This window comes from Gemmatimonadota bacterium, assembly GCA_040388535.1.
GTDB lineage: Bacteria > Gemmatimonadota > Gemmatimonadetes > Gemmatimonadales > GWC2-71-9 > Palsa-1233.
Genome location: JAZKBR010000001.1, coordinates 650,970 through 663,594 on the forward strand (window position 1 = coordinate 650,970; position 12,625 = coordinate 663,594).

The following is a 12,625-nucleotide window of genomic DNA, read 5'->3' on the forward strand; positions in this document are numbered from 1 at the left end:
CGCCATTCTTGCCATTGGATGTGCCGTTTGCCGGATCCTGGCCCCGTTCACGGAGAGTTCGACGCGATGACCCTGGGTGCGCGCGCCACTATCCCCGAGTCCGATCGGCCCTGGTCGCGGCGATCTCTCGTGGCGCTTGCTCTGGTCATCACGGCCGGACTCGCCCTCGGATGGGTGAGCCGCTTCGGCTCGCTCACGATCTATGGCGACGACGCCGTCTACCTGACATTGTCGCATTCTCTTGCCGCCGGGCACTACCGCGACGAGTTTCTCGCTGGCACTCCGCCGCATGCGCAGTATCCGCCTGTCATGGCGATCTATCTGCTACTGGTGCGGCTCGTCGCTGGCGGCTCGCTCGCTGCCGCACTCGCCGCGAACCTGCTGCTCCTTGGGGCCACGGCGGCCCTCGTGGCCGATGCGCTTCGGCGGCTCACTACGCCGTGGCTGGGCGTGACGGCCGCGGCGATGATCGTGACCTCGCCGCAGATCTTCCAGCTGACACGAGAACTCCGCTCCGAAGTTCCCTTCCTCTTCTTCGTGGCGATCGCGCTGTGGCGTTCACTTGTCGATGGTGAACGCGCCCGGCGCTGGTATCCCGCGATCGCGATCACGGCGACGCTCGCCGCGTTTCTCACGCGGAGCGCCGGCATCGCCCTGATTCCTGCGATCGGGTGGGCGCTGCTGTTGCGTCGCGACTGGCGCCCACTGCTCGTCGGCGGCAGCGTCTCCCTGGCGGTGGTCATCGGCTGGTTCGGCTATACCAGATGGGCCACCGCGCGCACTGTGGGTCGCAGCTACGCCAGTGATTTCCTCGCCCCGCCCGCGGCAACCCATGGCGGACTGGTGAGCCACGTGGTCGGCAACGCACGGGAATACTTCAGCAAGTTTGCCGCGGTACAATTCAACCTGCCCGACATCCACGGACAGCCACTCGACAACGCCATCGAGGGCCTGCTCCTTGTGCTGGCGATCGTGACCGGATGCTGGCTGCTCCGGAAGCGCTGGGCTGCGCTCGTCGCCTACCTGCTCTTCTCGGCTGCGATTCTGCTGGCCCTGCCGTGGCCCGTGATGCGACTGCTCTCTGTACTCTTCCCCTGGCTCACGCTGACGCTGCTCTACGGCACCGCAGCGCTCGCAGCTCGTGTCGGGCTCAGGGCGGCCGTCGGAATCGCAGTGACACTCGGCGTGTTGATCTCAGCCTGCGGCCTGCGGACTCAGGTCGCCGAAGCGCGGTTGCAGGCATCGTGTCGAGGGTCGGCGCCATTTGTCGAACCACGCTGCTACACGCCCGAGGATCGCGGATACGCAGCGGCGGCGGCCTTCGCGAGGGACTCGCTCCCGCCCGACGCCGTCATCGCCGCGTCGAAGCCCGCGATCCTCTACGTCCTCTCGCAACGACAGACGCTGCCGCTCGAATTGTTCGCTCAATCCGACGCCGCGCGATTGCTGCTCCCGGCAGGCCCGGCCAGTGCCGTGCTCCTGAGCTGGCAATACCCGTATGAGAGCGAGCAGGTCGGGCCGCGCCTGAAAGATCGATGCACCTCGCTCTCGCTGCTGTTCCGCGCCGGCGACGGGACCGTGCTCCTCGGCGCAGCAAACCCGCGCGACGCGACGCGCCCCGATGCCTGTGAAGCCATCGCAGCCTTTCTTCGCAATGCTCCGGCTGAGTCGGACGACGAATCGCCGTGAGCAGAATCCAGCTCTCGGTCGTGGTCGCCGTCGCTCCAGGCCATCCCGCGCTCGTCGCCACGGTCAGATCACTCGAAGCGGCACTCACCGGCGTCGATGCCGAGATCATCGTGGTCGGAGGCGAAGCACCGGCGCGCGCGGAGCACCGGCTTGCCATGCGTCATATCACTGCTAGCGACGGCACCCTGGTGCCGGTGGCCTGGGGTGTCGGGATCGCGGCGGCTGAGGGCGACCTCGTTGCCTGCCTCAGTACCGAATTCACGGTGCATCCCGAGTGGGCGACCGCGCTGATCCCGATGCTTCGGGAGGAGGTCGTTGGGGCGGCCGGTGCCATCGCCCTCGCGCCACACTCCAGCCAGCCCAGCACGGCGATGTACCTGCTCCGTTTCGCGCCCTTTCTGCCTGGGAACGGGAGCCCGGCTCAGCGTGACAACATCCCGGGCGACGGCGCCCTCTATCGGCGTGACCGGATTCTCGAGCATCCCGACCTGCTCGCGGAGGGATTCTGGGAGATCGAGTTCCACCGCCGCTGGCTTGCGGCGGGGCACTCGCTGCTCTTTGACCCGGCCGCCATGGTCACCTTTCTCGGTCCGATTCCCCTGGCCGAGGGGATAGCGTTGCGTTACCGCCATGGGGTGACGTACGGTTCTACCATGGTGTTGCGCCATAGCAACAGCCGAATGCGACACATCCTCCTTGCCCCGGTTCTACCCTTCGTCCTGACTGGTCGGATTGCCCGCCGGTTGCGCGAGCACGGAGGCTCCCTTGCCCCGCTGGTGCGGGCCCTGCCGGCGCTGCTCGCCCTCACCGGGGCGTGGAGTGCGGGCGAAGCAATCGGCGCAATGCGGCCAACCGAGGGAGCAACGAAATGATTTCCGTCGTGCTGGCCTCGTGCCGGTCGAGCGCATTGCTCCTCGAATCGGTCGCGGCGCTCCTGCCTCAGTGCCGGCTGCTCGGTGCCGAGCTGGTCGTGGCGCGGGCCACCCCGATAGTGCCCGACCCCGAGCTTCCGGCCGGGGTTCGGGTGGTACCTTGCCCGGCCGACGCCACGATTCCCGGCCTCCGCGGTGCCGGACTCGCCGCCGCGACGGGTGATTGGGTCGCCCTGACCGAAGACAACTGCATCGCCGCATCAAACTGGCTGGTGGAACTGAGCGGTGGCTTCCCGGGCGAGGCCACGGTGGTTGGCGGAACGATGGGGAATGCGCGCCCGGCGCGCCCGATCGATGGCGGCGCTGCGTTCGCGGAGTACGGCTTCTTTGGCCCGGATCAGGTCGAGCCCAGCGCGGGGTCGGCGCCGCTCATTACCGGGGCGAATGTGGCGTACCACCGCAGCATTGTCGGGAAGGTCGCTCTCTGGGCACTTGCCGGCGATTGGGAAGATGTCATCCACGGGCGGCTAGCGAGCGAGGGAGCGCACTTCCGGGTAATGCGGCGCGCGATGGTGGAGCAGAATCTCCAGTACCAGCTCAGCGCCTTCTGCCTCGACCGCTATCAGCACGGTCGCGACTACGCCCGGGTGCGGAGTCGGGGACTCACCTTCCCCGCGCGGCTCGTCCGCGCTGCCGCCACCCCGCTCCTGCCACCAGTGCTCGGCGCACGAATCTGGCGCAGTGCGGGACGCGCAGCGCCGCAGTCGTTCGTCCGGGCGCTGCCGTATACGCTCGCCTTTCTTGCGGCCTGGGCCGCAGGTGAAGCCGTGGGCTATCTCGTTCCCCGGAGTTCCCGATGACCGAAGCGGCGCTGAGTGTCGTGGTCCCCTCTGTGAATGGCTGGGGCGACCTCGAAGGGTGCCTCGCCGCACTGGAGTCGGAACGTCGCGACGTCCCGATTGAAGTCCTGGTCGTGGAACGCGTCGGTTCGGCGGTTCGTGAGGCGACCACGACCCGCTTTCCCTGGGTCACGCTGCTCCCTGTGGGGCCCGAGCAGACCATTCCGCAGATGCGGGCGCTTGCGTTCGACCACGCCTCGGCGCCCTCCGTGGCCGTCATCGAGGATCACGTGCTGGTGCCGTCGGGCTGGGCACGGGCCTTGCTCCTTGCCCGGGAAGATGCGCAGGTAGTCGGTGGCAGTGTGCGCAACGCGGCCACGGAGACGCTGCTCGACTGGGCGGCCTTCCTCTGCGAGTACAGTCACCTCCTGCCGCCACTGGCGTCGGGGCCGAGCAGCTGGATCACCGGCAACAACACGATCTACGATCGCGCGCTGCTGCAGCAGTATCACGACACGACCCACGCCGGTCGCTGGGAGAACTACCTCCACGACCGGTTGCGGGACGATGGCATCGCGCTCATCAGCCGGCCGGATATCGTGGTCGGTCACAAGAAGCACTACACGTTCGGCGAGTACTTCTCGCAGCGCTATCTCTATGCGCGCAGCTACGCAGGCGCACGAGTGGCGGACGCTGGCGCGGCCCGGCGGCTGGCCTACGGGCTCGCCGCCTTCGCATTGCCACCGCTGCTGCTCTGGCGCACCGTCTCGCGCACGATGCGGAAGCAGGTCGACCGCTCACTGGTCTGGCGGAGTGTGCCGCTCACGGCGCTCTTTGTCTGTGCCTGGGGCGCAGGAGAAGTGATGGGGTACTGGTTTGGCGCTGGAGACTCACTCAGGAAGGTCTGCTGATGGCTGATGGTTCGTCGCCCGTTCGCGCAGTCGCACCACTCAAGCCGGGCGATCGTGTCGTGGTCATCGGAGCCGGCCCTGCGGGGCTGACGGCGGCCTATCTCCTCGCCAAGGCGGGACACCAGGTCACCGTGCTCGAAGGTGATGACATGGTCGGCGGCATCTCACGCACGGCGCAGTACCGGGGGTTCCGCTTCGACATCGGCGGCCACCGCTTCTTCACCAAGATCGCGCCAGTGCAGGCACTCTGGGAAGAAATTCTCGGCGATGATTTCATCAGCGTGCCGCGGATGTCGCGGATCCATTACGACGGCAAGTACTTCGACTATCCGCTCAAGGCGTTCAATGCCCTGAGCGGTCTCGGCATCACAAACGCGGTGCGCATCGTCCTCAGCTACATCAAGGCGCGCTTCAAACCGTCGGAAGTCGAGGAAAACTTCGAGCAGTGGGTCACCAACCGGTTCGGCAAGCGCCTCTACGAGATCTTCTTCAAGACCTACACCGAAAAGGTCTGGGGCATTCCCTGCACCGAGATCCGGGCGGAGTGGGCCGCCCAGCGCATTCAGGGACTCTCCCTCGCGCGGGCAATCCTGAACGCCACGGCACTCCAGCGCCGCGACAATTCCATCAAGAGCCTCATCAACGAGTTCCGCTACCCGCGACTCGGCCCGGGCCAGATGTGGGAAGCGTGCCGCGACCGGCTGCGCGAGATGGGAAGCCGGGTGCTGATGCAGCACTTCGTGACCGCCATCAACATGCAGGATGGCCGAGTGACCGGGGTGCGTGCGAACACGCCAGAGGGTGAGGTCACGTTCGAGGCCGACCACATCATCTCGACGACGGATGTCCGGTCGCTGGTGCGTGCCTTCGAGCCACCGGTTCCGGCGCCGGTGCGCACGGCGGCCGAGGGACTTCGCTATCGCGATTTTCTCGTCGTGGCGCTGATTCTCGAGAAGGAGCGGCTCTTCCCCGACAACTGGATCTACATCCATACGCCGGGCGTCACCGTCGGTCGCATCCAGAACTTCAACAACTGGAGCGCGGCCATGGTCCCGGAGGCAGGCCGCACCTGTCTCGGAATGGAGTACTTCTGTTTCCAGGGCGATGGCCTCTGGGAATCGAGTGACGCCGACCTCATTGCGCTGGCGACGAAGGAACTTGAGCAGCTCGATCTGGCCCCGCCCGGCCTGGTGCGCGACGGCACCGTCATCCGGATGCCCAAGGCCTACCCGATCTACGATGGCGAATACCGCGGCCACCTCGATGCGGTGCGTGACTGGATTGACCCGATCCCGAACTTGCACACCGTCGGCCGCAACGGGATGCACAAGTACAACAACCAGGACCACTCGATGCTCACGGCGATGATGGCCGTGTGGAACATGCAGGGCGCGAAGCACGACATCTGGGCCGTCAATACCGATTTCGAGTATCACGAAGAACAACGCCTTGAGACGCCGGCCGCCGAGCCCGCGACCTGATGCTTCGCATCGGCGTGGATGCCACCTGCTGGGCCAACGGACGCGGGTACGGCCGTTTCGCCCGGGAGGTCGTTCGCGAGATGGCAGCCGCCGCCCCGCAGCATCAGTTCCATTGCTATGGTGATGCTGCGGCCTTCGCCGCGATGCCCCTGCAGGGAGCCAACGTCCAGCTCATTGAAGTGCACCAGAGCGCGTCACCAGTGGACGCGGCTTCCGCCGACGGCAGTCGCGCGATTGGTGATCTGTTGCGACTTTCGCTCGCGGTGCAGCGCGACGCGCCGGATGTCTTTTTCTCGCCGTCCGTCTACACCTACTTCCCGCTGCCTCCCGGCCTGCGCGCGGTGGTGACGGTGCACGACGCAATCGCCGAACGATTTCCGGAGCTGACGCTGCCGTCGCGGCGCGCGCGCCTCTTCTGGCGCCTGAAGGTGGGGCTCGCCCTCCGGCAGGCGCGGCTGGTGCTCACCGTCTCCGATTATGCCGCGAGCGAAGTCGCGCGGGTGCACCGGGTGTCCCCGAGTCGGTTGCGGATCGCGGTCGAGGCGCCGGCCGCGTCGTACGCGCCAGCCGACGCCGCCCAGGTCGCGGAGGCCACCATTGCGGTGGGCCTTCCGGCCGGTGTGCCGTGGTTCACCTATGTCGGCGGCTTCTCGCCGCACAAGCACGTCGATCTCATCCTGCGGGCCCTCGCCGCGCTGCCCGAGGCGCACCTGCTGCTCATCGGTCGCCTCGACGGTGATGCTTTCCTCACGGTGCGGGAGCAGCTCACCGTGCTCGCCGCGGATCTCGGCCTGGCGGGGCGGGTGCACTGGACCGGATTCCTCGCCGATGCCACAGTCGCGGCGCTGCACACTGGCGCCGTTGCAACGCTGCTGCCGTCGGCCTCCGAGGGGTTCGGCCTCCCGGCAGTCGAGGCGGCGGCGTGTGGAGCAGCGGTGATCGCCACCACCGAGAGTCCGTTGCCCCAACTCCTCGCCGGCGGCGGCCGCTTTGTTGTACCGGGACAGATCGAGCCGCTGGCGAATGCGATGCGCGAGCTGCTGCACGACCTGCCGGCACGCCAGGCAGCCGGAACGGCAGCGCGGGCTGGTGCGATGGCGCTGACCTGGGAACGCACCGCCCGCGCGACGCTCGCGGCCATCGAGGAAGCGGCAGCGTGAGTGGCCTGCGGATCTGCATGCTCACGACATTCTATCCGCCGTTCAACTTCGGCGGGGACGGGATCGCGGTGCAGCGGCTCTCGCACGCGCTGGTGGCGGCGGGTCATCAGGTGACCGTGATCCACGATACCAACGCCTTCAATGCGCTGCAGCCCGCCGCGCCGCTGCACCTCCCGCTTGAAGATCGCGATGGTGACGTCAGGATTGTCCGACTGCATTCCCGTCTGGGCGCGCTCGCTCCGCTGCTGGTCCAGCAGTGCGGCGCCCCGGTAAGTCATCGTCGGCAACTGCAGCGACTGCTGGCGCCGGGTGAGTGGGATGTCGTGAACTTTCACAACGTCTCGCTGCTGGGCGCACCCGCGCTGCTCGATTACCCTCGCGATGCCGTCACTCTTTACATGGCACACGAGCACTGGCTGGTCTGCCCGACTCACGTGCTCTGGCGGCATCGCCGTGAGCGTTGCGACGAGCGGCAGTGTCTCCGCTGCGTACTGCGCCACCATCGCCCGCCACAGCTCTGGCGCCATACCGGTGCGTTGCAACGCGCCGTCGCACGACTCGATGCGGTGATCGCGATGAGCGAGTTCAGTCGCCAGAAGCATCACGCCTTCGGGCTCGCGCGCGAGATGGATGTGCTGCCGCCCTTCCTGCCACGGGAAGCAGCGCCTGTCGCGGCGCCGGGTGGCTCACCCCACCCAAGGCCGTACTTCTTCTTTGCCGGTCGCCTTGAGCGGATGAAAGGGCTCGATGATGTGCTGGAGGCATTCCGCGGCTTCGACGCCGCCGATCTGGTGATTGCGGGAGATGGCAGTCAGCGGGAACGTTGGCAGGCGATGGCGGCGGGTATGGATCACGTACACTTCCTGGGCACGATTCCCTCCGCTGCAGTGGAACGGTGGCAACAGTATGCCCTGGCGGCACTGGTCCCTTCAGTGGGCTACGAAACGTTCGGGATGGTGATTATCGAGGCGTTCCGCGTCGGGACTCCTGTCATCGCGAGACGGATCGGCCCCTTCCCCGAAATCGTGGCGACGGCCGGGGCCGGCGAACTCTTCGACGGCGCGACCGACTTGCGAGTCGCGCTGCAACGTCTCGCGACGGACACGGCCTATCGCACCTCGCTCTCGACCGCCGCCATGGCATCGCGGGAGCGCTGGAGTGCCGCCGTCGTGATTCCGAAGTATCTCGAGATCGTGGCGCGCGCCGGCCGTGCGCGCGGCCACCAACGCGTGACCGACCTCCTTCGGCAGGTCGCCTGATGCGCGCGATCCTGACCTACCACGCCATTGATCGTTCCGGCTCGGTCATCTCCGTGAGTCCGGAGGCGTTCGCCTCCCACGTGGCCTGGCTGGCGAGCGGCAGGGTGCGAGTCGTCTCGATTGCCGAGTTGCTCGCATTGCCCGAGGATTGCGACGCCGTGGCGCTCACCTTCGATGATGCGCTGGCATCGGTCGCATCAGAGGCCGCACCGCTCCTCGCCGACGCGGGGCTGCACGGAACCGTGTTTGTCGTGACGGACCACGTTGGCGGAGACAATCGTTGGCGCGGTGTCACCGACCCAGGCATTCCGGTCGCAGCAGTTCTGGACTGGGACGCACTCGGTCGCCTGGTTGAATCAGGATGGAGCGCAGGCTCCCACACGAGGACGCATCCGCACCTTCCCGAATGCAGCGATGCCGCGCTCGCTGATGAGCTCGACGGCTCCGCGGAGGCGATTGCAGCGGGGCTTGGCGTGACGCCAGACATCTTTGCCTATCCCTACGGCGATAGCGACCCGAGGTCGACGGCAGCGGTGGCGACTCGTTACGCGGCAGCCTGCACCACGGACTACTTGCCGTTCGATGCAACGCCTGACCCGGCAATGATCCCCCGACTCGATGCCTGGTACTTCCGCGATGGTTCTGCCTTCCGTGACTGGGGCTCCCGGCGTTTTCGTCGCGGCATCGCGTGGCGACATGCGTTGCGTCGGGTCCGGCGGATGATTGGATGAGCACAACGCCACGTTTCTCGGTCATCATGCCGGCGCATCAGGCCGAAGCCCTCCTCCCCGACACGCTCGGAGCCTTGCTCGCGAGCACGTTGCCGCGGTCGGAGTGGGAGCTGATCGTCGTCGACGACGCGAGCCCTGACAGCACCAGCGCCGTCGCCGCGTCGCTGGCCGATCACGTCATCACGCTCGCCGGCAAGCCCCTTGGCCCCGGTGGGGCGCGCAACGCAGCGCTGGCAACGGCGCGTGGTGCCTGGCTCATCTTCATCGACTCCGATGTGCGCGTGCACCCCGACACCTTGCAGCGAATTGCCGATGCGGTGGCGCGCGACCCCGGACTCGTGGCGCTCTTCGGCAGCTATGATCGCCAGCCGGACGCGCGCGGCGTGCTGAGTGAATACCGCAACCTGCTCCATCGTTATGTCCATCTCCGCGGTGCCGGCGAGGCCGAAACCTTCTGGGCGGGCTGCGGCGCGGTACGGCGCGATGCCTTCGAAGCGATCGGCGGCTTCGACACGGTGCGCTTTCCGCGACCGCAGATCGAGGACATCGAACTCGGCTACCGACTGCGCGACCGCGGCGGGCGGATCCTGCTCGATCCCGACATTCAGGGCACCCATCTCAAGCGCTGGCGTCTCGGCGCGATGCTGCGGACCGATTTTCGTGATCGCGGCCTGCCGTGGATGCGCCTGCTGCTGGAGCGACGCGGGCACACTGCGCCCACGCTCAATACCGGGCGCGCTGAGCAATTTCGAGTGGCCTGCGCCGGGGTGGGGCTGGCAGCACTCGTCGCGGCCCTGGTGCTGCGCAACGGCGTGCTGGGCATCATCGGCGTGCTGCTCTTCGGGGCGCTCACCATCGCCAACCTCGACACCTACCGCTGGTTTGCCGCCGAGCGAGGAGTGGGCTTTGCCGTGCTGGTGGTGCCGCTCCATCTCGCGTACTACGTAAGCAACGCGTTGGCCGCAGCCCTCGGCATCGCCCAGTACATCATCGCGCCGACGCGATCGGTGTCGAGGGCCGCGTGAGCACGCTGCCCCGGACCCTCTGCCCGCGCTGCCGTGGTGAGCTGCAAGTGACGGCTGATGCCCAGCACTGCACGAACTGCGGTCACGACTATCCCGTCGTAGCAGGAATTCCCGATCTCCGGATCGCCCCCGACCCATGGATCGATTTCGCCGACGATCGCGCCAAAGGGGTGTCGGTCGATTCGCGCGCCGCTCCCGGATTCGAGGCGGCCGTGCGAGAGTACTGGCGCCAGACTCCGGCCACCACAGCGGCGGATGCCGAACGGCATATCGATCACGTGCTGGGTGCGGCGAAGCGCTCTCGCCAGTGGCTCTCCGCGCTGCATCACGAGCCCGCGGCCGGCGAGGTCTGGCTCGACCTCGGCTGTGGCACGGCCGACCTCGCCTGTGCAGCGCCGGCCCAGGTCAGCGTGGTCGGACTCGACATCGCATTTCGATGGCTCGTCGTTGCCCGACGTCGCCTAGCCGAAGCGGGACGCACCGATCCACTCGTCTGTGGCAACGCCGAAGCCCTTCCGTACCCGGCGCAGAGTTTCGATCGCGTCATCGCGCTCGGCTTGCTCGAACATTGCGCCGACCTCGACCCGATCTTCAGTGAAGTGGCTCGCGTCCTCAAGCCGGGCGGCCGATTCCACGCGCGCGCGAGCAATCGATTTACGCTCCTGCGTGAGCCACACGTCGGAGTATGGGGCGTGGGATTCGTCCCTCGAGCGCTCGCGGATGGCTACGTGCGTGCGCTGGGCGGCAGTGGCTACCAGCATCATTCGCCTCACAGCGCTGCGGCGATCTCCGCGGCGATGCAGCGTGCCGGGTTGCGTGACATCGCCGTCACTGCAGCACAGATGCTCGGGGCGGAGGCGCATCGTCTTCCCCGGTGGCTCGCGCCCGTGGTGCCGCTCTACGACGCCGCCCGATCGAGGCCGATCGCCCGATCGCTGACCCGCCTGGTTGCGCCAATGCTGGAAGCCGAAGGAGTTGCCCCGTGACCGGTCCCCGAATTTTTGCGCCCGAGTACTACGCCAGGATGCGTGAGCTCGAGAGCGGGTCGTGGTGGAATGCCGCGATGCGCGACGTGGCCGAGCGACTCCTGTCACAGGCCCGACTTCCGGCGCAGGGTCGCCTGCTCGATGTGGGCTGCGGTTCTGGCCAGACCATGAGCTGGTTCCGCGCGCGGTGGCCGGGCTGGGAGACGCTGGGGCTCGATGTCGCGCGCGACGGGCTGGTGGCCGCGCATCGTGGCGGCGGTGAGCGGGTTGTCGGTGCCTCGGCGCTCGATCTCCCGATGCCTGATGGAAGCGTTGATGCCGTAATCACCCTCGACGTGCTCCAGCATCTTCCGCTCGACGGGGGCGACCTCCAGGCGATGCGGGAAATGCACCGGGTGCTCCGGCCGGGCGGTGTGCTCTTCATCCGGACGAATGCGCAGTCGTGGCCGCCCACGGACGATGATCCCGAGTATAAGTTCCACAAGTATCACACCGGTGAATTGCGCCGAAAGCTCGAGGCAAGCGGTTTCCTCGTTCGGCGCGTCGGCCGCGTCAATGCGTTGCTGGGCCTCGCCGAGATACCGCGAGAGTTCCGCGCCAAGCGCGCTGGTGGCGAGGGTTATGTCGGGCTGCTCGCCGAGTTGCCGAAGCGCAACCTGCTCTGGCATGCCAAGCGCGCGTGGCTGGGTGTCGAAGGAAGTGCGGTGGCGGCGGGGCTCTCGTTGCCGCTGGGACGAACGTTGGTGGCGGTCGCAGAAGCACGCACTGGAGGGAGATCGCAATGAGTTCACATTCCGCGTATCCGACCGATCCGGTCGCCCTGGCGTTCGCTCCCGCGCACAAGAGCGCGATGGGGATTGCCGTCGGCACCGTCGCCGCCCTCTCCTGTTTCCTGTTGAGCGCCGTGCCGCTGGTCCGGGGCCGACCGCCTGAACTCGAACTCGAGCTGCTGTCGCAGTACTTCTATGGCTACGACGTCTCGTGGCGTGGCGCGCTGGTGGGTGCCGCGTGGGCAGGCTTCGCCGGATTCGTGATGGGATGGTTCTTCGCCTTCCTCCGCAACGCCTTGCTGGCATTCCGACTGGTGGTGCTCACGGCGCGGGCCGAGCTGCGGCAGACGCGCGACTTCATGGATCACATCTGAACTCACCACCACCGGTGGCGCGGCCACTGCGAGGAGCATCTGGTATGACGGAGCTGACGAAGGAAGAGGAACGCGAAGTCCGGCGGGCGATTCTCCGACTCAATTCACAGGCGTGGGGCGTCTCGTTCGGGATGCTGCTCGGTCTCGGCCTCTTCATCGCGACGGTGGTGCTGGTCGTGAAGGGCGGCGAGAATGTCGGCGCGCATCTCGGACTGCTGTCAGTGTATCTCCCGGGCTACCGGGTGACCTGGCCGGGCGCATTCCTCGGGTTCGTCTACGCCTTCGTGATCGGCTATGCGCTCGGGCGGTTGGTCGGCACGGTCTACAACTGGGCTGCCTTCCCGAAGCGATAGCGGTTTGACCTTCAGCCTTCGCAGACGCTCGGCCCCCGCCCGCATCGGGGGCCGAAGGCCCCTCCGCAACACTACCCGCATTGAAGTTGGACGGCCTACTTGTGGCGTACGCGCAACAGAATCGCGGGAACAACACCACAAAACGGCGCTCTGGCATTTAGCCAAGTCATTGCTA

13 protein-coding genes are annotated in these 12,625 nt (G+C 67.1%); all 13 read left to right on the top strand.

All coding sequences use genetic code 11. From position 1 onward, the window contains the following. The first annotated feature begins 66 nt into the window (after window positions 1-66). The 13 genes from V4558_02965 to V4558_03025 are packed head-to-tail and all read left to right on the top strand — an operon-like array spanning window position 67 to window position 12,450. Window positions 67-1,689, top strand: coding sequence for a glycosyltransferase family 39 protein (locus V4558_02965; protein ID MES2304434.1), 1,623 nt, complete (start codon window positions 67-69; stop codon window positions 1,687-1,689). Then, window positions 1,686-2,561, top strand: coding sequence for a hypothetical protein (locus tag V4558_02970; GenBank protein MES2304435.1), 876 nt, complete (start codon window positions 1,686-1,688; stop codon window positions 2,559-2,561). Before V4558_02965 ends, V4558_02970 begins: the two co-directional genes overlap by 4 nt. Beyond that, window positions 2,558-3,421 (top strand): hypothetical protein, encoded by an 864-nt coding sequence (locus tag V4558_02975; GenBank protein MES2304436.1) that lies wholly within the window; start codon window positions 2,558-2,560, stop codon window positions 3,419-3,421. Before V4558_02970 ends, V4558_02975 begins: the two co-directional genes overlap by 4 nt. Beyond that, on the top strand, window positions 3,418-4,311 hold the full coding sequence (locus tag V4558_02980; protein MES2304437.1) for a glycosyl transferase: 894 nt from the start codon (window positions 3,418-3,420) through the stop codon (window positions 4,309-4,311). Before V4558_02975 ends, V4558_02980 begins: the two co-directional genes overlap by 4 nt. Continuing rightward, entirely contained in the window at window positions 4,311-5,792 is a 1,482-nt protein-coding gene (locus V4558_02985) for an NAD(P)/FAD-dependent oxidoreductase (protein ID MES2304438.1), read from the top strand. Before V4558_02980 ends, V4558_02985 begins: the two co-directional genes overlap by 1 nt. Then, the gene (locus tag V4558_02990; protein ID MES2304439.1) at window positions 5,792-6,952 is read left to right on the top strand and encodes a glycosyltransferase; all 1,161 of its coding nucleotides are present in this window, start codon (window positions 5,792-5,794) and stop codon (window positions 6,950-6,952) included. Before V4558_02985 ends, V4558_02990 begins: the two co-directional genes overlap by 1 nt. After that, window positions 6,949-8,211 (top strand): glycosyltransferase family 4 protein, encoded by a 1,263-nt coding sequence (locus tag V4558_02995; protein MES2304440.1) that lies wholly within the window; start codon window positions 6,949-6,951, stop codon window positions 8,209-8,211. The genes V4558_02990 and V4558_02995 overlap by 4 nt, the downstream gene beginning before the upstream one ends. Continuing rightward, the gene (locus V4558_03000; protein MES2304441.1) at window positions 8,211-8,942 is read left to right on the top strand and encodes a polysaccharide deacetylase family protein; all 732 of its coding nucleotides are present in this window, start codon (window positions 8,211-8,213) and stop codon (window positions 8,940-8,942) included. Before V4558_02995 ends, V4558_03000 begins: the two co-directional genes overlap by 1 nt. Then, the gene (locus tag V4558_03005; protein MES2304442.1) at window positions 8,939-9,967 is read left to right on the top strand and encodes a glycosyltransferase family 2 protein; all 1,029 of its coding nucleotides are present in this window, start codon (window positions 8,939-8,941) and stop codon (window positions 9,965-9,967) included. Before V4558_03000 ends, V4558_03005 begins: the two co-directional genes overlap by 4 nt. After that, window positions 9,964-10,953: a methyltransferase domain-containing protein gene (locus V4558_03010; GenBank protein ID MES2304443.1), complete on the top strand. Its 990-nt coding sequence runs from the start codon at window positions 9,964-9,966 to the stop codon at window positions 10,951-10,953. The genes V4558_03005 and V4558_03010 overlap by 4 nt, the downstream gene beginning before the upstream one ends. Further along, window positions 10,950-11,738 (top strand): class I SAM-dependent methyltransferase, encoded by a 789-nt coding sequence (locus tag V4558_03015; GenBank protein ID MES2304444.1) that lies wholly within the window; start codon window positions 10,950-10,952, stop codon window positions 11,736-11,738. Before V4558_03010 ends, V4558_03015 begins: the two co-directional genes overlap by 4 nt. Then, on the top strand, window positions 11,735-12,097 hold the full coding sequence (locus V4558_03020) for a hypothetical protein (protein MES2304445.1): 363 nt from the start codon (window positions 11,735-11,737) through the stop codon (window positions 12,095-12,097). Before V4558_03015 ends, V4558_03020 begins: the two co-directional genes overlap by 4 nt. A 44-nt stretch (window positions 12,098-12,141) precedes the next feature. After that, window positions 12,142-12,450: a hypothetical protein gene (locus V4558_03025; protein MES2304446.1), complete on the top strand. Its 309-nt coding sequence runs from the start codon at window positions 12,142-12,144 to the stop codon at window positions 12,448-12,450. The last annotated feature ends 175 nt before the right edge of the window (window positions 12,451-12,625 follow it).